This window comes from Flavobacterium sp. ZT3R18 (assembly GCF_007097385.1).
GTDB lineage: Bacteria > Bacteroidota > Bacteroidia > Flavobacteriales > Flavobacteriaceae > Flavobacterium.
The window spans coordinates 120110-139588 of sequence record NZ_VJZS01000012.1; the positions used below are offsets into that span (position 1 = coordinate 120110).

Consider the following 19479-nt stretch of genomic DNA (forward strand, 5'->3'; position numbering starts at 1 on the left):
TTTAAAAAAGATGAAAACGATACTTATAGCTCATAATTTTTCCGAAATTTCATTTGCAGCTATGAGTTTTCATTTAGCGCATCATTTGGCTGATTTAGGAAATAGAGTTGTTTTTATTTCGCACAAGCCTTATTTTAAGACAAATCAAAAAATAGAAAAGGGGGCTGGAGAAATTATAGTTTGTTCATGGCCTACGGAAAAAAGACCTACATCTTTAAAAGATTTTGTTTGGTTTTCTAAAATTTACTTAAAATATAAACCAGATGTAGTAATAGGACATTTTGTAGGTAGTAATATTTCTATTTTGGTTTCAAAAGTATTGTCTCTAGGAAAAGTAAAGACATTTTGTTATTATCATACACTGTCTGACCAACTTTTAACCGATCAAAACAATACTTCGATAAAGCAGAGTTTGTTGTTTTTTAGAAAAAAAAATTTTTATGAATTATTTTGTGATGTAATTGTATGCCCATCTGCATTAGCAAAAAAAGATTTAGAAATTTTTTTTAAAATATCAAAAGGAATTGTTCTATTAAATCCTATGGAGGATAGATTTGAAAACAAAAAAAGAATGTCTAGTGAAAAGATTGTAGTATCCTATTTAGGCAGGTTAGACTGTTCAAAAGGAGTTCTAGATTTAATTAAAGCTTTTGAAATTTATAGAAACGGATCAAATGATTCTAAAATGATTTTAAATATATCAGGAAGGGGTAGTCAAGAATCAGAAATAAAAGAATTAATAAAAAATAATACTTCGATACATTATTTTGGACTCTTAGCTTATGATCAAATTGACGATTATTTGAATGAAAGTCATTTTATAATAATTCCTTCAAAATTTGATAATTTGCCAACAGTTGGTTTGGAGTCAATGATGAATAATACGCCATTGTTAATTTCGAATAAAACGGGACTTACAAATTACTTAAAGGATGGTTATGAATGTTTTAAATTTGATCCGAATGTTGATTCTATAGTTTTGTTATTAAAAAAAGTTGAAAAAAACATGGATATGCAAGAGCAAATGAGCCTAAACGCTAGGAATACTTTTTTATCAATTTTTAGTATTAAAAATTATTGTAATGATTTTTCTAAAATAGTTTTATGAAATTTGCCATTATAACTCAGCTGCCACACGTCTTTCAAAAGGACAACTATTTTGCTTATGCACCTTATGTGCGTGAGATGAACGTTTGGTCAAAATATGTCGATGAGTTTATTATTGTTGCGCCCGTTATTCAAGCTTCAAAAACGGCAATTGATATTCCGTATAATCTAGAAAACAGTAAGTTTGTCAAGATTGCTAATGTTAATTTATTGGGGTTCAAATCCATTTGTAATGCGATTTTAAGAATGCCGAAAATAAGTTGGCAGATTTATAAAGCCATGAAAGAAGCCGATCATATCCATTTGCGTTGCCCCGGAAATATCGGTTTATTAGGGTGTGTGGTTCAGATTTTGTTTCCTCGTAAAAACAAAACGGCGAAGTATGCCGGGAATTGGGATCCAAAAGCAAAACAACCTTGGAGTTATCGTTTGCAAAAATGGATTTTGAGTAATACCTTCTTGACGAGAAATATGCAGGTTTTGGTTTATGGAGAATGGGAGGGAAGTACAAAGAATATTAAGTCTTTTTTTACGGCAACCTATTCTGAAGTAGATAAAGTACCTATAAAACAATTGGATTTAAAGGAAAAAATAAATTTTGTTTTTGTGGGTACTTTAGCCAAAGGAAAAAATCCAATGTATGCTATTCAATTGTTAGAAATAGTATATAAAAAAGGATATAATGTATCATTAGATGTCTATGGAGAAGGGACAGAGCGTAAGGATTTAGAGCACTACGTTAAGATAAATAATTTAGAGAATATCATTTATTTAAGAGGAAATCAAAATCGAGAAACAGTTATGATTGGGTATCAAAACAGCCATTTTGTGCTTTTACCATCCAAAAGTGAAGGTTGGCCAAAAGCCATTGCCGAGGGGATGTTTTGGGGATGTATTCCTGTTGCTACACCCGTTTCCTGTGTGCCGTATATGCTCGATAAAGGAGAAAGAGGGATGCTGTTGCAAATGAATTTAGAACAGGATGTACAACAACTTGAAAAGATCCTGAACGATGCAAAGGTTTTTGAAATTAAAAGAAAGAAAGCTTCGGATTGGTCTAGAAAGTACACACTAGATATTTTTGAAGATGAAATAAAAAAAATGCTAGCTCAATGAGAATCATACAAATAATAGATTCGCTGGAAGCGGGTGGCGCAGAACGTATGGCGATAAGTTATGCCAATGCATTAGCACAAAAAATTGAATTCTCAGGTATAGTGGCTACTCGCAAAGAAGGTGTTTTTTTAAGTCAAATCAATCCGAATGTTTCGTATTTATTTTTGAATAAAAAAAGACAGCTTGATTTTAGGGCGCTGTTTAAGTTGAGGTCTTTTGTTCTTAAAAATAAAGCAACAATTATTCATGCTCATAGTACTTCTTTTTTTTTAGCTTTTTTGTTAAAATTGACTTGTCCAGCATTAAAAATAATAAGACAAGATCATTTTGGGAACAATGAATTTTTAATTACAAGACCCAAATTGGTTTTAAAAATAACAGCTCCTTTTTTTAGCGGTGTGATTGCAGTGAATCAAAAACTTAAAGTATGGTCTGAAGAGCTATTGAAATCTAAAAATGTTATTTATTTACCTAATTTTCCAATAATAGGGAATGATATTGAAGTCAAGACAGTATTAAAAGGAAACGATGGGAAACGAATAGTATCTTTGGCTAATTTAAGAGAGCAAAAAAATCATTTTTTACTGCTAGATATTGCGAGAAAGTTAAAAAAATCCCACCCCGAATGGACTTTTCATTTGATAGGAAAAGATTTTGAGGATGATTATTCGAGTCAAATTAAACAAGTAATATTGGATTATAAATTAGAAGACACTGTTTTTCTATATGGTTCAAAACAAGATATTGAGAATATTTTGTCGCAATCGGCTATTGCAATTTTAACCTCAAAATCCGAGGGTCTCCCAGTAGCTCTTCTAGAATATGGGCTATATAAAAAAGCAGTAGTGACAACAAATGTTGGCGAGATACCAATGATTGTACAAAATAAAATAAATGGATATATTGTTAATTCTAATGAAATAGATCCTTTTTATTGCGCTCTACTTGATTTATTAGAAAATGAAACTTTACGAAATGATTTTGGAAATGCACTTTATACCACCGTTCAAGATGGTTATTCGTGTTCGAGTGTGATTGAAAAATATTTAAATTGGTTGCAAGAAATATAAAATGAAAAAACAAGAGCTGTATTATATTTATCTAATTCTGTTTCATGCTTTTATAGGAGTGTTGGTGTTTTTGATGCCATTTCTTTCTAAATTGTACACCATTCTTATTTTGGGTTATGGAACTTTTTACATTATAAAAAACAAAAACAAAAATAATGAAGCGCTTGTGATATCGGCATATGTGATTGGGGTTGAGGTGCTTTTGCGCATGACTGATGGAATGCTTTTAAATGAATTTGGCAAATTTGCAGTTATGTTTTTTATGTTTTTGGGCATGATTTTTTCTGGTTTTTCAAAAAGGGCTTATATGTATTGGTTGTTTTTAGGTTTACTTATTCCAAGTATTATTTTGACAGCTGTAACTACCTATTTTGAGTTTGATATAAAAAAGGAAATATTTTTTAATATTACTGGGCCAGTTTGTTTAGGGATTTGCGCTATTTATTGCCACGAAAGGAAAATTACTTTCGATAGATTAAAAGGAGTTATAACAGCTTTTTGCTTGCCCTTGGTTGCGATTGTAGTGTATTTGTATTTGTACACACCAAGCGTAAAGGACGTAATATCGGGCACACAATCTAATTTTGAAACTTCTGGAGGATTTGGCCCTAATCAAGTTTCTACCATTTTAGGACTTGGAATTTTTGTTTTCTTTGTACAGTTTTTACTGAATTCAAAAAATAAAATATTGGCATTAATTAATGCTGGATTTGTACTAGTTTTTGCTTTTAGAGGAATTGTTACTTTTTCTAGAGGAGGAGTAATGACTGCTGTTATAATGATTGTATTGTTATTAATGGTGTTGTATTTTCAAGCTAATTTTAATACAAAACCTAAAATTGGATTAATTATTGTCTTGTCTTTTTTGGCGGGATTTGGCGTATGGGGCTACAGTTCTGCTCAAACTGGAGGCTTGATTAACAAGCGATATGCCAATCAAGATGCTAGAGGAAGAGAGAAAAATACACAATTGAGCGGTAGAGAAGATCTTATGGCGTCTGAAATTCAGATGTTTTTAGATAATCCTATTTTTGGTGTCGGTGTGGGTAGAAATAAGATAGTTCGTAAACAACAAACGGGAATAGTTTCCGCCTCCCATAACGAGCTAACAAGGATGTTGGCAGAGCATGGATCGCTTGGTATTATTGATTTATTGATACTGTTTTTTACGCCAATTGTTCTGTATTTAAATGATAGGCAAAATATTTTTGCATTGTCGTTTTTAGCTTTTTGGCTATTAACCATTAATCACGCAGCCATGCGTCTTGCCGCTCCAGCCTTTGTTTATGCACTCTCATTATTAAAAGTATATCATTTTGAAAAACCTACTTTACATAGGGAATAAATTATCCAAGCATGGGGTTACTCCAACCACCATTGAAATTCTTGGGCCTTTATTGGAACGAGAGGGATTTACTGTTTCCTATGCTTCTTCTCAAAAGAATATTTATTTTAGGATGATTGATATGCTATGGTCCGTTTTTCAAAATAGAAAAGTAGATGCTGTACTGATTGACACCTATAGTACTACTAATTTTTGGTATGCATTTGTTGCTTCTCAGTTGTGTCGATTGTTAAAATTAAAGTATATACCAATTTTGCACGGAGGTAATTTACCCTTTCGGTTAAAGAATAACCCGAAAATCTGTAATATGATTTTTAATCATTCTTATCACAATGTGTCTCCTTCTAATTATTTATTAGAGAAATTCAGAGAACAAGGTTTTAATAATTTGATTCATATTCCAAATGGAATTGAAATAGAAAACTATCCTTTTGAAGAACGAAAAAAAGCCTCTCCAGATCTTTTATGGGTGCGTTCTTTTGCCAAAATATACAATCCCTTAATGGCAGTTGCCGTATTTTCTACAATTAAAAAGAAATATCCAGAAGCGACACTTTGTATGGTTGGCCCTGAAAAAGACGGGAGTTTATTAGGCGCCAAACAAAAAGCCAAAGATTTAAAATTGGAGGTGCTTTTTACAGGGAAATTATCAAAACAAGATTGGATAAATCTTTCTAAAGAATATGCTGTTTTTATTAATACCACTCATTTTGACAATATGCCTGTAAGTGTAATTGAAGCTATGAGCTTAGGATTGGCGGTGGTTTCTACCAATGTTGGAGGGATTCCGTATTTATTAGAAAATAAAAAAGAAGGGCTATTAGTGCAGGATAATAATGTTGATGAAATGGTTTCGGCTATTGAGAAAATAATTGAAAACTCTGATTTGTTTCTAAATCTAACAAGGCAGGCTAGGGTCAAGGCTGAAAGCTTTGATTGGGAGTCCGTAAAACATATTTGGATCGCTACTCTAAAATAATTGACTTCTTTTTTATATATTTAAGTATCTTGCAACGATATATGACTTTTTAATCTTATGAGTAACCAAAAAAACATACATTTCGAAATTTCAGAGAGAAAGGTTCTATTGCGTCTCTTTGATGTGGTTTTTGTTTTGAGTGCGATGTATCTTGTTGGTTTTTTATTTCATTTTAAGTATTTTACATTTTCTGCCACCAACTATTATTGGACCATACTTTTGGCCATTTATATAAATGTATTTGGAGCTGTTTTTGAAATGTATAGTCTTCAGGTGGCCAGTAATCATTTTCAGGTTCTGAAAAGTACGGTTCTTACGACTACCGCTACCGTAGTTTTCTATTTACTAACCCCTGTTTTCTCACCTCAATTACCCAAAAATAGGCTTCAATTGTTGGTTTTTTATCTGACGGTTTTTATAGCATTGTATACTTGGAGAATGATTTATGTTCAATTTTTAGCTTCCAATCGTTTCGTTCAAAAAGTGTTGTTAATATGTGATAAAGAGCAAGTCGAGGAGCTAATTTTGGGTCTTGAAAGTGCCGATCCCCATTATAAAATAATTGGGTACGTAAAATCAGACGCCTCTATTACTGATAATTTAGAACATCATTATATACGTTGTATAAAAAGAGAAGAATTAGGTTTATTTGTAATAGAAAATGGAATTTCCGAACTGGTGGTAGCATCCCAGAAAACAGATGGTATAACAGCAGATTTGTATCAACAATTGCTTCAGTTGTTAGAATCGGGGATAACTATTCGGGAGTATACCCAAGTGTATGAGAGTAAAACGCTCCGCATAGCAGTACAATATATTGCTAGAGATTTTTACCGATTTTTTCCTTTTAGTCGTAGCAACCAAAATAAATTGTACCTGTCTATTCTTAGAGTATTTGAAATTGGTTTGTCATTACTTGGACTAAGTATCGGCCTTGTTTTGGTTCCCGTAATCTTCATTGGAAATGTTTTTTGGAACAAAGGAGGATTGTTTTATACCCAAGAAAGGGTTGGTAAAGATGGTGTTGTATTTAAAATTATAAAGTTTAGAACTATGATTGAAAATGCAGAAATCAAAGGAGCAGTTTTTACAACAACCAATGATTCTCGTATAACTAAGTTTGGGAAATTTTTACGAAAAACAAGAATAGATGAGTTCCCTCAGTTTATTAATATTGTAAAAGGAGAAATGGCAGTAATTGGCCCTCGTCCAGAACGCCCTTATTTTGTAAAAAAGATTGCCGAAATAATGCCTTTCTACGAGACTCGACATATTATTAAGCCGGGTCTGACGGGTTGGGCGCAAGTCAATTATTCGTATGGCGAAAAAATAGAAGACAGTTTGATAAAACTTCAGTATGATTTGTACTATATCAAGCACCGAAGCTTTTATTTGGATTTAAGTATTACTTTCAAAACAATTTCTACCGTTTTGTTTTATAGAGGGCAGTAATAGTGTGGGTGTCCATAATAGTAATAGAATCTGGTTCAAATAATAAATTTCACTTCATTTCTAAAAAAATAACCATATAAGGAATATAAGTTCATAGAAGCAAACTTAAATGAACTTATATTCCTTATATGGTTAAAAAAAACGCTGATTTTTTAGTTAAATGATTAGTAATTAGTGTTTTATGTAATTATCGGAATGCGTTTTTTATTTCTAATCGCGATCCTTATTAAAACAACTAAATTGGTTATTAAAATAGGTGTAATTACTAGCAAATGCGCTTTGTTGAGCATAAAAAAGAAATACAAAACCAGCATAAGTGTATTTAAACCTGCTAGTTTATAAGTCCATTTTGTGTTTTTTGTACGCCAAAAATAAAGCAGAATAAGTAGCGTTGGGTTAAATAATAAGATGTTATAATTGTACCCTAATTCTTGATGGGAGGAATAAAATCCTAAAAAAACAAATAACAAACCCAATAAGGGTACAATCAATAAATAAATGAAATCAACAGCTTTTTTATTTATTAAAATTACAAATCCTAAAAGTAAAAGATAGGTATAACAGTTATTCCACCAAGAAGAAGGGATTTCTTTTTCAAAAACAAGTATAGTTTTATTTTCTCCGCACAAAGGTTGGTTTTGGTATCGAATGAGTTTTAAGCTTTTTTGAAGTTCAAAGGGTAAAAATATTTTGGTTCCCATTTGATCCACTTTTGTCCCAAATAGGATACTCGTTCCTAGTTTTTCATAAAAATGGTTGTCAAAATAGGGGAATAAGATAGTTCTATAGGTTAGATCAGTATCTGCTTTTTTTGTAATTAGGTTAGCTTTTAATGTTTTATTGATGACATCCACAACCTTAGAAGTGCAATTGTTGTCTATGAATTTATATTGGTACAAACGTTCATCAGACAACAAGGATTGGGCTAAGTTGTCAAATAATTCTTGTTTGAGTACAGGTGGAATGTTTAATTCTTGCTCGTAGACATCTCTTTTGTCATAATTGTATTGACTGATGAAATCAACGTATCGATTGTTTGCTATAAAATAATTCAAATCTCCTTTTGTAAATTGCAACACAAAATTTGGAGTGTCAAAATCAAATTGCCCATAGTTATAAACCACATCGAGATTGTTGTCTATGTCGCTTACTCTTATTGCGGTATGACCAAATAACGAATACGATTCATTTCCTGTTCCACAAGTAAGTACACTAATATGGGCGTTTTTTGACAATACAACATCTTGACCGAAAGAGTTATAAATGGAACTAACTAAAAGAATACAAATGGATATTTTTTTTAATAATGTAGCTTTCATACGTAGATAATATTTGTTTTTTAAAGGACTCGAGCAATAGCGAACAGGCGAAGCAATATGGTATCGCCTTTCTTCATCCATGTTTATGATTCAGAATCATGGCGATTTCATTTTGTCATTTTTTTTTTGAATGGTATAAAGTTAGTTTCTAAAAAGCGATAAATCAATTTTTAATGAAAATACATTAGAATATAAAGCTGTACTTTGGTTGCCCAATGCTGTCAATGCATAATCTATGGCGATACCTTTGTATTTAAATCCTAAACCAATGTTGGGCTGAAATCCTATTTTTTCAGAATTATCCAATTGTGTTACTTGCTGAAAATTCCCAACACCAGCTCTCAAAAAAGCAAGATTGGTGTATCCAAACTCTAAACCAATCGCGGGATCGATACTTACGATAGGAGTTGAAATTAAATCATGGGTTTGAGTAAATTGCATATTCATATTGGCTGCTGCCAAAAGGCTATAGTCATCATGAAAAATAAATTTCTTGGCCATACCCAGTTGGGCTTTGGGAAGCGTAATCTCAGTGCTCTCTGGCATTTCTTGATTTTGTCCCGGAATAGCATCAGCGATTTTTTTATAGGCCGCTTCATTGATGTTCCAAATGTTGTACGTGGTGGTAATATCTCGAAGCATCAATCCAAATTGCCAGTCATTTTTTTCGAATTGCAAACCAAAATCAAAACCAAATCCCCAAGAACTGGCAAAATCCCCTATTACTCTTCGGATGATTTTAGCATTGACTCCATATTGAAAACCAGGTACGGGTAATTTTACAGCATATGAGAAAGTAAAACCATAGTCTGCAGTAGAAAAAAGTTTAACTCTGTTGTAGTCAATCTTGCCTTCATTGTCAATTAACTCGGTGGTGTTCAAAATGTCATCGACGCCAAAACGAATTAATGAAATTCCCCATGCACTTCTGTCATCAATAGGACTCGCATAGGCTGCATAATCGTATTTAGCGATATTGGCGAAGTAATTGGCATGCATCAAAGCGATTTGATTGTCTTCTAGATGAATAAGCCCTGCCGGATTCCAGTAACAGGAATTTACATCGGCGCTTGAAGCAACAACGGCGTTAGACATACCCAATGCGGCTGCATCTACACCAATATTCATGAACTCATTCGAGTATTTACGAACGGTTTGGCTGTAACAAAAGCTAGCCATAAAAAGTAATAAAAAGAGCTGTATTTTTCTCAAAAGTTGATATTTGTAAGCAGAAAACGTTTTTAATTTTTACCAAAAATAAAGTTTTTTGATGATGTAGTTACTTCAATTCAATTAATTAATGATTTTTGTCGTTAAGAAATCAAAATCTCTTAATAAAACGGGTATCACTTTCACTTATTATCTTAGTAAATGTTTCAAAATAAACCCTGCAATTTTTCTCGTTCTTTCGTCCTTTTTCTTCGTTAAAAAATCTTTCAATAGCCCCGCTATTCAAAGATTTTTTACCTTGAAAAAGACCAAAATAACTTCGTCAAATTTTGCATGGTTTATTTCAAAACCTTTACTTAAATTTGTCGAGCTTATAATCCAATTTAAAAACTATGAATATCAAAAAACATATTCCGAATATAATTACTTTGCTAAACCTTTTTTGTGGCTGTATCGCTTTGGTATTTGTTAGTAATGATCGTTTCGAAATGGCATTCTTTTTTGTTTGCCTTGGTATATTCTTAGATTTCTTTGATGGTTTTTTTGCCCGTTTGTTTAAAGTGGCAGGCCCTTTGGGCTTGCAATTAGATTCTCTGGCAGATATGGTAACCAGTGGTGTAGTGCCTGGATTTGTGATGTTTAAAATGATGAGTAGCAGCTCCGCTTTTATGAACGAAGGTTATCTTCAATTCTTTCCTTATTTAGGTTTTATAATCACTTTGGGATCTTGTTTCCGTTTGGCAAAATTCAATATAGATACGCGTCAAACAGATTCGTTTATAGGTTTGCCAACTCCAGCAAATGCCCTTTTTATATTGAGCCTTCCTCTAGTTTTAGAGTATTATTCTGCTGAGTCGTTAATGGTTCTTGAAATTTTGACAGAGAAATGGGTTTTGCTATTGGTATCATTGTTTAGTGCTTATATCTTAAACGCTGAGATTCCTTTATTTTCTTTAAAAATCAAAAAATTTAATTTCAAGGATAATGCGCTTCAGATGATTTTCTTAGCGATCTCTATTTTCTTGTTGTTGTTTCTTCAATATTTAGGCGTTACATTGGTAATCATATTTTATGTGTTGCTTTCGGTAATTAATAATAAGTTTCTAAAAAAGTAGTTTTTTTTAGATGAGAAAAAAGAGTGTCAGAACAACGTATAGTCGCAAACCCAAAAAGAAAAGTACTGTTTTCTCGACCAAAATATTTGGTTATTTTGCTATAGGTTTCTTGATCGTGCTTGTTTTATCGGTTGGGTATCATTACCGCTCGGGTTTTGCCTATTATTTAGGTTTCAAATCACGCTACAGCAGTCATACCGATGTTTTTTCGGAAGCTCGAAATTTAAAAGTTTTAGAAAAAAATGAGGGGAAAGTAGTAGGTATAGATGTTTCTGAGTATCAAGGGAAAATCCGTTGGTCTTATGTAGATACTTTAGAAAAAAAATACCCGTTGCGTTATGTTCTTATTCGGGCAACTGTAGGAAACGACAGGGTAGATAATCAATTTAAACGAAATTGGCTTGGCGCCAAAGAAAATAAAATGATTCGCGGTGCCTATCATTATTATCGTCCAAATGAAAATTCTCTTGAACAAGCGGAACTTTTTATAAAAACAGTTAAACTGAAAAAAGGGGATTTGCCTCCCGTTTTAGACATCGAAAAACTACCCAAAGAACAGTCTATAGAACGGCTGAAAATTGGTTTAAGACGCTGGCTGAAAACGGTAGAATTGCATTATGGAGTACGGCCAATAATTTATACTGGAGAGAAATACTACGATGATTTCTTGAAAGAGGAATTTAGCGATTATCTTTTTTGGATCGCCAATTATAACTTTTATAGAGAAGAAATTCAGGACAACTGGCTCTTTTGGCAGTTTACAGAGAAAGCCACCGTGCCTGGAATCGATTACAATGTTGATGTCAATATTTATAATGGCGATTTGCAGCAGTTGCAGTTTATTACTGTGGAGTAGTTTTTAGTTTTACAATAAACCCGACAGGTTTTAGAAACCTGTCGGGTTTATTGTGAATACTAAAACTCCAGCTTCTTCTTTCTCAATTCAAAATTCTGCCCCAGATATACGCGACGCACCATTTCGTCTTCAACCAACTCTTCTGGGATACCCGCTTTTAGGATACCGCCTTCAAACATCAGATAGGTTTTGTCGGTAATGGCCAATGTTTCCTGAACATTATGGTCGGTAATTAGAATTCCAATATTTTTATTTTTCAATTGAGCTACAATTCTCTGAATGTCTTCTACAGCAACTGGATCAACACCTGCAAATGGTTCATCAAGTAAGATGAACTTGGGGTCGGTTGCTAGGCAACGAGCGATTTCGGTACGACGACGCTCTCCTCCCGAAAGTAAATCCCCACGGTTGGTACGAATGTGTTCCAGACTGAATTCGGCGATCAAACTTTCCATTTTGGCCTCTTGTGCTTCCTTAGAAAGTTTGGTCAATTGCAATACGCTCAAAATATTATCTTCTATGCTTAATTTTCTAAAAACGGAAGCTTCTTGTGCCAAGTATCCAATTCCTTGTTGCGCTCTTTTGTACATTGGATAATCCGTAATGTTCAAATCGTCAAGATAAATGTTTCCTGAATTTGGCTTAACCAATCCTACAATCATATAAAATGAAGTGGTTTTTCCAGCTCCATTCGGACCCAAAAGCCCGACTATTTCGCCTTGGTTCACTTCTACCGAAATGCCTTTTACCACAGAACGGCCTTTATAGGTTTTTATTAAATTCTCTGCTCTTAATTTCATGTCTTTAAAGTTGCTAAGTAGCATAGTTACTGAGTAACTAAGTTTTTATTGTTGCAAAGAAACGAATTTCGTCTATTTGGTTTTAGGTTTTAACTTCAATTTTAGGTTTTAATCTTGTCAACTAGAATCCGAAAAATGACGAACTGCTATCTGATTTCTGACACCTGCTGCTTATTTTTGCTCCTCCAACGCTTCCCAAAATTCATAAGCCCTACGCAAATGAGGTACTACGATTGTGCCGCCAACAAGGGTCGCAATTCCCATGGCTTCCATCATTTCTTCTTTGGTAACGCCTTCTTTGTGGCTGGTTTCCAAATGGTATTTTACACAATCATCGCAACGCAATACCGCCGAAGCTACTAATCCTAATAGCTCTTTGGTTTTTACGTCAAGAGCACCTGCGGCATACGCATTAGTGTCCAAATTGAATATACGCTTCACTATTTTGTTATTGTCTGCCAATAATTTTTCGTTCATTTTAGAACGGTAGTCATTGAATTCTTGAATGATATCAGACATTTTCTTTCTTTTTATTTAGTACAACCAGTTTTGAAATCAAGATGCTCACTTCATAAATAATCAACATTGGGATGGCAACGATAGTTTGGCTCACCACATCGGGTGGAGTAACAATTGCAGCTACAATAAGGATAATTACCACGGCATATTTCCAATATTTCCTTAAAAATTCAGGGGTTACCAAACCTAATTTCGTTAGAAAATAAATGATTATGGGTAATTCAAAAAACAATCCACTAGCCAGAATACTGGTTTTTACCATTCCGATATAAGAGTCTAATGTAAACTGGTTTTTGACTACATCACTGACCGTAAAGGTTGCGACAAAATTAACTGACATTGGAATAACCACAAAATAACCAAACAGCACTCCTAAAAAGAAAAGCAAGGAAGAAGTGAATATGAAAAACTTTGCGTTTTTCTTTTCTTTTTCATACAAAGCAGGGCCGATGAATTTCCAAACTTCCCATAAAATATAAGGGAAACTCAAAATGAAACCAGCCAAGACACACATCCAAACAAAGATGTTGACCTGTCCTTCCATTTCAGTGTTCTGAATGATAAAAGGCATTTCGGTTATGCAAATGCTTTCGGCAAAACCCAATCGATGCGACAAATCACAAAAAAAAGTATAGGTAAAAAAGGAAGGTCTTGTTGGACCAAAAATAATGACGTCAAATAAGTAATCACTAATAAAATAGGTAACACAAGCCATAATAATTACAGCCGTTGTACTTCTAACCAATAACCATCTCAGTTCTTCGAGATGGTCTAAAAAAGACATTTCGCCTAGAGTTTTATTTGCCATTATACAATTCCTTCTTTTAAAATATCATGCAAATGCAATACTCCTTTGTATTCACCATTGTCAACAACCATTAATTGTGTGATGGAGAAATCTTCCATAATATTAAAAGCATCAATGACCATGCTTTCTGAATTTGTTGTTTTTGGGCTTTTGGTCATAATGTCTTTTGCGGTCAAGTCGGCAAAAGTATCTCTATCGTTGAGCATTCTACGAATATCGCCATCGGTAATTATTCCAACTACCTTGTTGTTTTCTACAACAGCAGTAACGCCAAGACGTTTTTCTGAAATTTCAAAAATGACTTTTTTAATTGGTGCATCTGGGGTAACTTCGGGTTTCAAAGTATGCTCTAACATGTCTTTTACCCGAAGTAATAATTTTTTTCCTAAAGCACCACCGGGATGAAATTTCGCAAAATCTTCTGCTTTAAACTCTCTCATTTCCATTAGGCAGACGATTAGGGCATCTCCCATGACCAATTGTGCAGTTGTGCTATTTGTGGGTGCTAGATTCAAAGGGCAAGATTCGGTATCTACGGTAGTATTCAAGACAAAATCAGAACCTTTAGCAAGGAATGAAGTCATATTTCCCGTTATTCCGATTAATTTATTGCCAAAACGCGTCAAAAGTGGCACCAAAGCTTTAATTTCTGGACTATTGCCACTTTTTGAAATGCAAATGATAACGTCGTCATTTTGAATCATCCCTAAATCTCCATGAATGGCTTCCGAAGCATGTAAAAACAAAGAGGGTGTACCAGTAGAATTAAAAGAAGCTACCATTTTTTGAGCAATAATGGCGCTTTTCCCTATTCCGGTCACGACTAATCTCCCTTTAGAATTATAGATACATTGTACCGCTTCCGCAAAGGTATCGTCAATAAAATCAATTAGTTTTGTAATCGATTTACTCTCGGATTCGATTGTTTTTTTGGCTATCGCCAATATATTTTCTTTTGTTATCAAAACAGATAATTTAAAATTTGTATGTCTAAAAGAAAGTAGTATCTTTATGTACCGCAAATTTATATAAAATACCACATAATAAAGAATGAATTCAAACGAAATTGACATACACAAAGAATTAAAGAAATATTTTGGCTTTAGCCAATTTAAAGGGCTGCAAGAACAGGTCATAAAAACGCTGCTCAATAAGCAAAATACATTTGTTATTATGCCTACTGGCGGAGGGAAATCACTCTGCTACCAATTACCTGCATTGATTCAAGAAGGGACTGCGATAGTGGTTTCGCCTTTAATAGCCTTGATGAAAAATCAGGTAGATGCCATTCGAAGCTTATCTTCGGAAAATGGTATCGCGCATGTTTTAAATTCCTCACTTACCAAAACAGAAATTGCTCAAGTCAAAGCCGATATTACATCGGGATTGACCAAGTTATTATATGTAGCTCCAGAATCATTAACCAAAGACGAGTATGTAGCTTTTCTTCAAACCGTGCCTATTTCTTTTGTGGCCATAGATGAGGCACATTGTATCTCAGAATGGGGGCATGATTTTAGACCGGAATATAGAAATCTTAAAAATATTATTCATCAATTGGGAGCTGTACCTATTATAGGTCTTACCGCAACAGCTACGCCAAAAGTGCAAGAGGATATCTTGAAAAATCTAGATATGCCTAATGCAACTACTTTTAAAGCATCCTTTAATAGACCCAATTTATATTACGAAGTACGAACAAAAACCAAAAATATCGAATCTGATATTATTCGTTTTATAAAACAGCATAAAGGAAAATCGGGGATTATTTATTGTTTAAGTCGCAAAAAAGTAGAGGCAATTGCCGAGGTTTTGCAAGTAAACGGAATTAGTGCCGTTCCTTATCACGCTGGTTTGGATGCGAAAACACGTGCCAAACATCAAGATATGTTCTTGATGGAAGATGTGGAGGTCGTTGTGGCAACCATTGCTTTTGGAATGGGAATCGACAAACCCGACGTGCGCTTTGTAATTCATCACGACATTCCTAAATCATTAGAGAGTTATTACCAAGAAACAGGCCGCGCGGGTCGAGATGGTGGCGAAGGACACTGTCTAGCATATTACTCTTATAAAGATGTAGAGAAATTAGAAAAATTTTTATCTGGGAAACCAGTCGCCGAGCAGGAAATAGGGTTTGCCTTATTACAGGAAGTGGTGGCTTATGCCGAAACTTCTATGTCCAGACGAAAATTTTTACTCCATTATTTTGGGGAAGAATTTGATAGCGAGACAGGAGATGGTGCAGATATGGATGATAATGTTCGAAACCCTAAAACAAAAGTAGAAGCACAAAATGAAGTGGTTCAATTGTTGGAAGTGGTAAGGGATACCAAATATATTTATAAGTCTAAAGAAATTGTATTTACTTTAATAGGTCGTGTAAATGCGATGATAAAAGCGCATAGGACAGATTCTCAATCTTTTTTCGGTTCTGGATCAAAACATGACGAGAAATACTGGATGGCATTATTAAGACAAGTGCTTGTAGATGGTTTGTTGTCTAAAGATATCGAAACTTATGGTATCGTTAAACTAGCTAAAAAAGGATCGGATTTTATAAAAAAACCGGTATCGTTTATGATGTCTGAGGATCATGAGTATAATGAATCCGAAGATGAAGCTATCGTCACAGCCGCGAAATCTTCAGGTACTGCAGATGAATTACTGATGACCATGTTGCGCGAATTGCGTAAAAAAGTGGCTAAGAAACTCGGGGTTCCTCCTTTTGTGGTTTTCCAAGATCCATCTCTTGAGGATATGGCTTTAAAGTATCCTATTTCACAAGAAGAGCTTGTTAATATTCATGGGGTTGGAGAAGGAAAAGCCAAAAAATACGGAAAAGAATTCGTTACCCTAATCAGTCGTTATGTAGAGGATAATGATATTGTTCGTCCAGACGATTTGGTTGTAAAATCAACTGGTGTCAACTCCATCAACAAATTGTATATCATTCAAAATATTGACAGACAGTTGGCCTTGACGGATATCGCTTCCGCAAAAGGGTTAAAGATGGATGATTTGATCAAAGAAATGGAACAAATTGTGTATTCTGGTACCAAACTGAACATCAAATATTGGATTGATGAAATGCTTGACGATGATCAACAAGAAGAGATTCATGAGTATTTTATGGAATCCGATTCCGATAACATAGAAAATGCCCTCAAAGAATTTGATGGAGATTATGATCTTATGGAATTGCGCTTAATGCGAATAAAGTTCATTAGCGAAGTTGCGAATTAAAGAAAGTTTGCAGTCTCAGTATTCAGTCACAGAAGAGAACTGAATACTGAGACTGAATACTGCAAACTAAAAAACCTCCCCTCGATGTGGTTTCAATGCATCACGTACCTGAATCATATTTTCTTCATTGACCACGATAAAAGCAATCGCATACATTTCATCCAAGATTTGAAATCCAGTAATGTCTATTGGTAATTTTTCAATGGTTATATATTCTTTTAAATGAATTTCGTGGTGTTCTGCCGTTTTTGCAGAAGCTGGACCACGGAAATCCCATATTAGTTTTATTTTTATGGACATTTTAAATGTTTAAAGTTTAGGAAGCAAAGTTACGAAGTTTATTTTGGTATTGTATATATCGTATATATGGTATATATTTGTGTAAAATTTATTTCCAATGAGAAAATTGATTGACATAGACGAAACAACTTTAACAAAATTAAAAGTAATTTCAATATTTGAAAAAACAAGTGTCAAGGGATTGATAGAAAATGCCGTGCAAATGTACGTGAAAAATAAGCAATCCAGTCAATTCAAAAATTTATCCGATGAAGAGAAAGAGGACATAGGGATGCTTATGTTAATGCAAGAAGCCGATAGAAATGAGAAAGTCAGTGAAGAAGAAATCTTCAGAATGTTAGGTAAATGAAAGTCGAATATTTAAAGCAATTTTCTAAAGATTTGTCTAAAATTAATGATGAAACTTTGAGAAATAATTTATTCGATGTTATTATCATTTTAAAAAAGATAGAAAATCTAAATCTGGTATCCAATATAAAAAAAATGAAAGGTCATTCCGAAGCTTACAGAATAAGAATTGGAAAGTATCGATTGGGATTTTATTTTGATGGTGAAATTATAGAACTTGCTAGATTTGCTAAACGGGAAGATATTTATAAATTATTCCCATAAAATTCCAGAATATAAAAAAAAATGCCACAAGAACTCCTATTACAAGTTTCTCCCGAGATAGCCTCCAACGAGTCATTGCTTAAAGACTATTTATCCAAACAGATAAAAGTTTCGGCAAATGAGATTCAGCATGTTTCTATTTTGAAACGTTCCATTGATGCACGTCAGAAAGCTGTCAAAATCAATTTAAAAGTGTCGATTTTTTTGAAAGGCGAACCTTTTCAAGAACAAAAAATAGAACTACCCGATTATCAAAATGTTTCAACTGCCCAAGAAGTTATAGTTGTTGGGGCTGGGCCAGCTGGACTTTTTGCTGCTTTGCAATTAATAGAATTAGGCTTAAAGCCAATAGTAATCGAACGCGGGAAAGACGTTCGAGGGCGTCGTCGCGATTTGAAAGCCATCAATGTGGATCATATTGTCAACGAAGATTCTAATTATTGTTTTGGTGAAGGTGGTGCCGGAACCTATTCGGACGGAAAGTTGTATACCCGTTCCAAAAAGCGTGGAGATGTTACTCGAATACTAGAGTTATTGGTTGCCTTTGGAGCTACTGGCGATATTTTAGTAGATGCCCATCCGCATATTGGAACCAATAAATTACCTCAAATCATACAAGATATTCGGGAGAAAATCATCGAATGTGGTGGGCAAGTTTTGTTCGAAACTCGTGTGACCGATATTCTTATAGAAAATAATGAAGTAGAAGGAATTGTAACTCAAAACGGAGATACAATTTCCGCAAATAAATTAATTCTGGCAACGGGACATTCAGCTCGCGATATATTTGAATTACTCGACAGAAAGAAAGTTTTTATCGAAGCCAAACCTTTTGCCTTGGGCGTAAGAGCTGAGCATCCACAATCTTTAATTGATAGCATTCAATATAGTTGTGATTATCGAGGGGAATTTTTACCGCCTGCACCTTATTCAATAGTAAAACAGGTAAATGGTCGTGGTATGTATTCGTTTTGTATGTGTCCTGGTGGTGTGATTGCACCTTGTGCAACAAGTCCGGGCGAAGTAGTGACCAATGGTTGGTCTCCGTCTAAACGGGATCAAGCCACTGCCAATTCAGGAATTGTAATCGAATTGAAACTGGAAGATTTCAAACCTTTTGAAAAATTTGGCCCTTTAGCCGGAATGGAATTCCAAAAAAGTATCGAGCAAAAAGCATGGCATTTGGCTGGAGAGACCCAAAGGGTACCCGCACAACGCATGGTCGATTTTACTCAAAATAAAGTTTCATCGGATATTCCTAAAACTTCCTATGTTCCAGGAACTACTTCGGTAGAGATGGGACAGGTTTTTCCAGGGTTTCTATCTCAAATATTAAGAGAAGGTTTTACAGAGTTTGGAAAATCCATGCGAGGCTATTTGACAAATGAAGCTATCTTGCATGCTCCAGAATCGAGAACTTCCTCCCCAGTTCGTATTCCTAGAGATGCAGTTTCTTATGAGCACTTGCAAATAAAAGGTTTGTATCCTTGCGGAGAAGGAGCAGGTTATGCTGGTGGAATTATTTCTGCAGCGATTGATGGGGAAAAATGTGCCTTAATGATTGCTGAGGTATTGAGAAAATAAAGTTTGGTTTTCAGCTGTTGCTAATCTTTCACCTAGTTTATCTAAAGTTTTAAATTGCCTCCAACTTTGAATTGCCTCTAG

At 34.2% G+C, this 19479-nt stretch carries 19 protein-coding genes; 12 read left to right on the top strand and 7 right to left on the bottom strand.

The genetic code is table 11. The features are described 5' to 3' along the window. The first annotated feature begins 10 nt into the window (after positions 1-10). Genes FNW52_RS13600 through FNW52_RS13625 form a run of 6 tightly spaced genes read left to right on the top strand, consistent with a single transcriptional unit; the run spans position 11 to position 7069 of the window. Positions 11-1108: a glycosyltransferase family 4 protein gene (locus FNW52_RS13600; protein ID WP_143377994.1), complete on the top strand. Its 1098-nt coding sequence runs from the start codon at positions 11-13 to the stop codon at positions 1106-1108. Beyond that, entirely contained in the window at positions 1105-2223 is a 1119-nt protein-coding gene (locus tag FNW52_RS13605; RefSeq protein ID WP_143377995.1) for a glycosyltransferase, read from the top strand. The genes FNW52_RS13600 and FNW52_RS13605 overlap by 4 nt, the downstream gene beginning before the upstream one ends. Further along, complete coding sequence (locus FNW52_RS13610; RefSeq protein WP_143377996.1) at positions 2220-3293, top strand: glycosyltransferase family 4 protein; 1074 nt, start codon at positions 2220-2222, stop codon at positions 3291-3293. The genes FNW52_RS13605 and FNW52_RS13610 overlap by 4 nt, the downstream gene beginning before the upstream one ends. A 1-nt stretch (position 3294) precedes the next feature. Further along, positions 3295-4638, top strand: a complete 1344-nt coding sequence (locus FNW52_RS13615) for an O-antigen ligase (RefSeq protein ID WP_143377997.1) — start codon at positions 3295-3297, stop codon at positions 4636-4638. Then, positions 4610-5617, top strand: a complete 1008-nt coding sequence (locus FNW52_RS13620; RefSeq protein ID WP_143377998.1) for a glycosyltransferase family 4 protein — start codon at positions 4610-4612, stop codon at positions 5615-5617. Before FNW52_RS13615 ends, FNW52_RS13620 begins: the two co-directional genes overlap by 29 nt. A gap of 57 nt (positions 5618-5674) precedes the next feature. Beyond that, positions 5675-7069 carry an exopolysaccharide biosynthesis polyprenyl glycosylphosphotransferase gene (locus tag FNW52_RS13625; RefSeq protein WP_143377999.1) on the top strand — a complete coding sequence of 465 codons (1395 nt, stop codon included), beginning with the start codon at positions 5675-5677 and terminating at the stop codon, positions 7067-7069. A gap of 179 nt (positions 7070-7248) precedes the next feature. On the opposite strand, the gene FNW52_RS13630 is transcribed toward FNW52_RS13625, so the two are convergent. Further along, positions 7249-8388, bottom strand: a complete 1140-nt coding sequence (locus tag FNW52_RS13630) for a DUF4105 domain-containing protein (protein ID WP_143378000.1) — start codon at positions 8386-8388, stop codon at positions 7249-7251. Between the two features lie 141 nt (positions 8389-8529). Then, positions 8530-9516, bottom strand: a complete 987-nt coding sequence (locus FNW52_RS13635) for a PorV/PorQ family protein (protein WP_143378030.1) — start codon at positions 9514-9516, stop codon at positions 8530-8532. A gap of 434 nt (positions 9517-9950) precedes the next feature. On the opposite strand from FNW52_RS13635, the gene FNW52_RS13640 reads away from it, so the two are divergent. Together FNW52_RS13640 and FNW52_RS13645 are read left to right on the top strand one after the other, a co-directional pair. Then, the gene (locus FNW52_RS13640; protein WP_143378001.1) at positions 9951-10673 is read left to right on the top strand and encodes a phosphatidylcholine/phosphatidylserine synthase; all 723 of its coding nucleotides are present in this window, start codon (positions 9951-9953) and stop codon (positions 10671-10673) included. 10 nt (positions 10674-10683) lie between these two features. Beyond that, a complete protein-coding gene (locus tag FNW52_RS13645) occupies positions 10684-11529 on the top strand; it encodes a glycoside hydrolase family 25 protein (protein ID WP_143378002.1) in 846 nt (281 codons plus the stop codon). Positions 11530-11588: 59 nt separating this feature from the next. Here FNW52_RS13645 and lptB read toward each other — a convergent pair whose 3' ends face one another. From lptB to FNW52_RS13665, 4 genes are all read right to left on the bottom strand, one after another. Next, positions 11589-12329 carry an LPS export ABC transporter ATP-binding protein gene (gene lptB / locus FNW52_RS13650; protein ID WP_143378003.1) on the bottom strand — a complete coding sequence of 247 codons (741 nt, stop codon included), beginning with the start codon at positions 12327-12329 and terminating at the stop codon, positions 11589-11591. 171 nt (positions 12330-12500) lie between these two features. Continuing rightward, complete coding sequence (locus FNW52_RS13655) at positions 12501-12848, bottom strand: carboxymuconolactone decarboxylase family protein (protein ID WP_116762053.1); 348 nt, start codon at positions 12846-12848, stop codon at positions 12501-12503. After that, on the bottom strand, positions 12841-13656 hold the full coding sequence (gene tatC, locus FNW52_RS13660; RefSeq protein ID WP_143378004.1) for a twin-arginine translocase subunit TatC: 816 nt from the start codon (positions 13654-13656) through the stop codon (positions 12841-12843). Before tatC ends, FNW52_RS13655 begins: the two co-directional genes overlap by 8 nt. Next, positions 13656-14621 (bottom strand): SIS domain-containing protein, encoded by a 966-nt coding sequence (locus FNW52_RS13665; protein ID WP_185965983.1) that lies wholly within the window; start codon positions 14619-14621, stop codon positions 13656-13658. The genes tatC and FNW52_RS13665 overlap by 1 nt, the downstream gene beginning before the upstream one ends. Before the next feature lie 85 nt (positions 14622-14706). Between FNW52_RS13665 and FNW52_RS13670 the strand changes: the two genes are divergently transcribed. After that, on the top strand, positions 14707-16902 hold the full coding sequence (locus FNW52_RS13670; protein WP_143378005.1) for an ATP-dependent DNA helicase RecQ: 2196 nt from the start codon (positions 14707-14709) through the stop codon (positions 16900-16902). Positions 16903-16968: 66 nt separating this feature from the next. On the opposite strand, the gene FNW52_RS13675 is transcribed toward FNW52_RS13670, so the two are convergent. Continuing rightward, positions 16969-17202: a hypothetical protein gene (locus FNW52_RS13675; protein WP_143378006.1), complete on the bottom strand. Its 234-nt coding sequence runs from the start codon at positions 17200-17202 to the stop codon at positions 16969-16971. A 97-nt stretch (positions 17203-17299) separates the two neighbouring features. On the opposite strand from FNW52_RS13675, the gene FNW52_RS13680 reads away from it, so the two are divergent. The 3 genes from FNW52_RS13680 to FNW52_RS13690 are packed head-to-tail and all read left to right on the top strand — an operon-like array spanning position 17300 to position 19398. Further along, positions 17300-17551: a hypothetical protein gene (locus tag FNW52_RS13680; RefSeq protein ID WP_143378007.1), complete on the top strand. Its 252-nt coding sequence runs from the start codon at positions 17300-17302 to the stop codon at positions 17549-17551. Then, positions 17548-17814, top strand: a complete 267-nt coding sequence (locus tag FNW52_RS13685) for a type II toxin-antitoxin system RelE/ParE family toxin (protein WP_143378008.1) — start codon at positions 17548-17550, stop codon at positions 17812-17814. Before FNW52_RS13680 ends, FNW52_RS13685 begins: the two co-directional genes overlap by 4 nt. A gap of 21 nt (positions 17815-17835) precedes the next feature. Beyond that, positions 17836-19398: an NAD(P)/FAD-dependent oxidoreductase gene (locus tag FNW52_RS13690; RefSeq protein ID WP_143378009.1), complete on the top strand. Its 1563-nt coding sequence runs from the start codon at positions 17836-17838 to the stop codon at positions 19396-19398. Positions 19399-19479: the final 81 nt, after the last annotated feature.

What these genes read in the sequence shown, in the direction of transcription:
- FNW52_RS13605 (WP_143377995.1), top strand. Translation starts at nt 1,105, where the DNA reads ATGAAATTTGCCATTATAACTCAGCTGCCACACGTCTTTCAAAAGGAC.
- FNW52_RS13610 (WP_143377996.1), top strand. Translation starts at nt 2,220, where the DNA reads ATGAGAATCATACAAATAATAGATTCGCTGGAAGCGGGTGGCGCAGAA.
- FNW52_RS13645 (WP_143378002.1), top strand. Translation starts at nt 10,684, where the DNA reads ATGAGAAAAAAGAGTGTCAGAACAACGTATAGTCGCAAACCCAAAAAG.
- FNW52_RS13680 (WP_143378007.1), top strand. Translation starts at nt 17,300, where the DNA reads ATGAGAAAATTGATTGACATAGACGAAACAACTTTAACAAAATTAAAA.
- tatC (WP_143378004.1), bottom strand. Translation starts at nt 13,656, where the DNA reads ATGGCAAATAAAACTCTAGGCGAAATGTCTTTTTTAGACCATCTCGAA.
- FNW52_RS13630 (WP_143378000.1), bottom strand. Translation starts at nt 8,388, where the DNA reads ATGAAAGCTACATTATTAAAAAAAATATCCATTTGTATTCTTTTAGTT.
- FNW52_RS13640 (WP_143378001.1), top strand. Translation starts at nt 9,951, where the DNA reads ATGAATATCAAAAAACATATTCCGAATATAATTACTTTGCTAAACCTT.
- FNW52_RS13625 (WP_143377999.1), top strand. Translation starts at nt 5,675, where the DNA reads ATGAGTAACCAAAAAAACATACATTTCGAAATTTCAGAGAGAAAGGTT.
- lptB (WP_143378003.1), bottom strand. Translation starts at nt 12,329, where the DNA reads ATGAAATTAAGAGCAGAGAATTTAATAAAAACCTATAAAGGCCGTTCT.
- FNW52_RS13690 (WP_143378009.1), top strand. Translation starts at nt 17,836, where the DNA reads ATGCCACAAGAACTCCTATTACAAGTTTCTCCCGAGATAGCCTCCAAC.
- FNW52_RS13675 (WP_143378006.1), bottom strand. Translation starts at nt 17,202, where the DNA reads ATGTCCATAAAAATAAAACTAATATGGGATTTCCGTGGTCCAGCTTCT.
- FNW52_RS13685 (WP_143378008.1), top strand. Translation starts at nt 17,548, where the DNA reads ATGAAAGTCGAATATTTAAAGCAATTTTCTAAAGATTTGTCTAAAATT.
- FNW52_RS13635 (WP_143378030.1), bottom strand. Translation starts at nt 9,516, where the DNA reads ATGAATATTGGTGTAGATGCAGCCGCATTGGGTATGTCTAACGCCGTT.
- FNW52_RS13670 (WP_143378005.1), top strand. Translation starts at nt 14,707, where the DNA reads ATGAATTCAAACGAAATTGACATACACAAAGAATTAAAGAAATATTTT.
- FNW52_RS13600 (WP_143377994.1), top strand. Translation starts at nt 11, where the DNA reads ATGAAAACGATACTTATAGCTCATAATTTTTCCGAAATTTCATTTGCA.
- FNW52_RS13615 (WP_143377997.1), top strand. Translation starts at nt 3,295, where the DNA reads ATGAAAAAACAAGAGCTGTATTATATTTATCTAATTCTGTTTCATGCT.
- FNW52_RS13655 (WP_116762053.1), bottom strand. Translation starts at nt 12,848, where the DNA reads ATGTCTGATATCATTCAAGAATTCAATGACTACCGTTCTAAAATGAAC.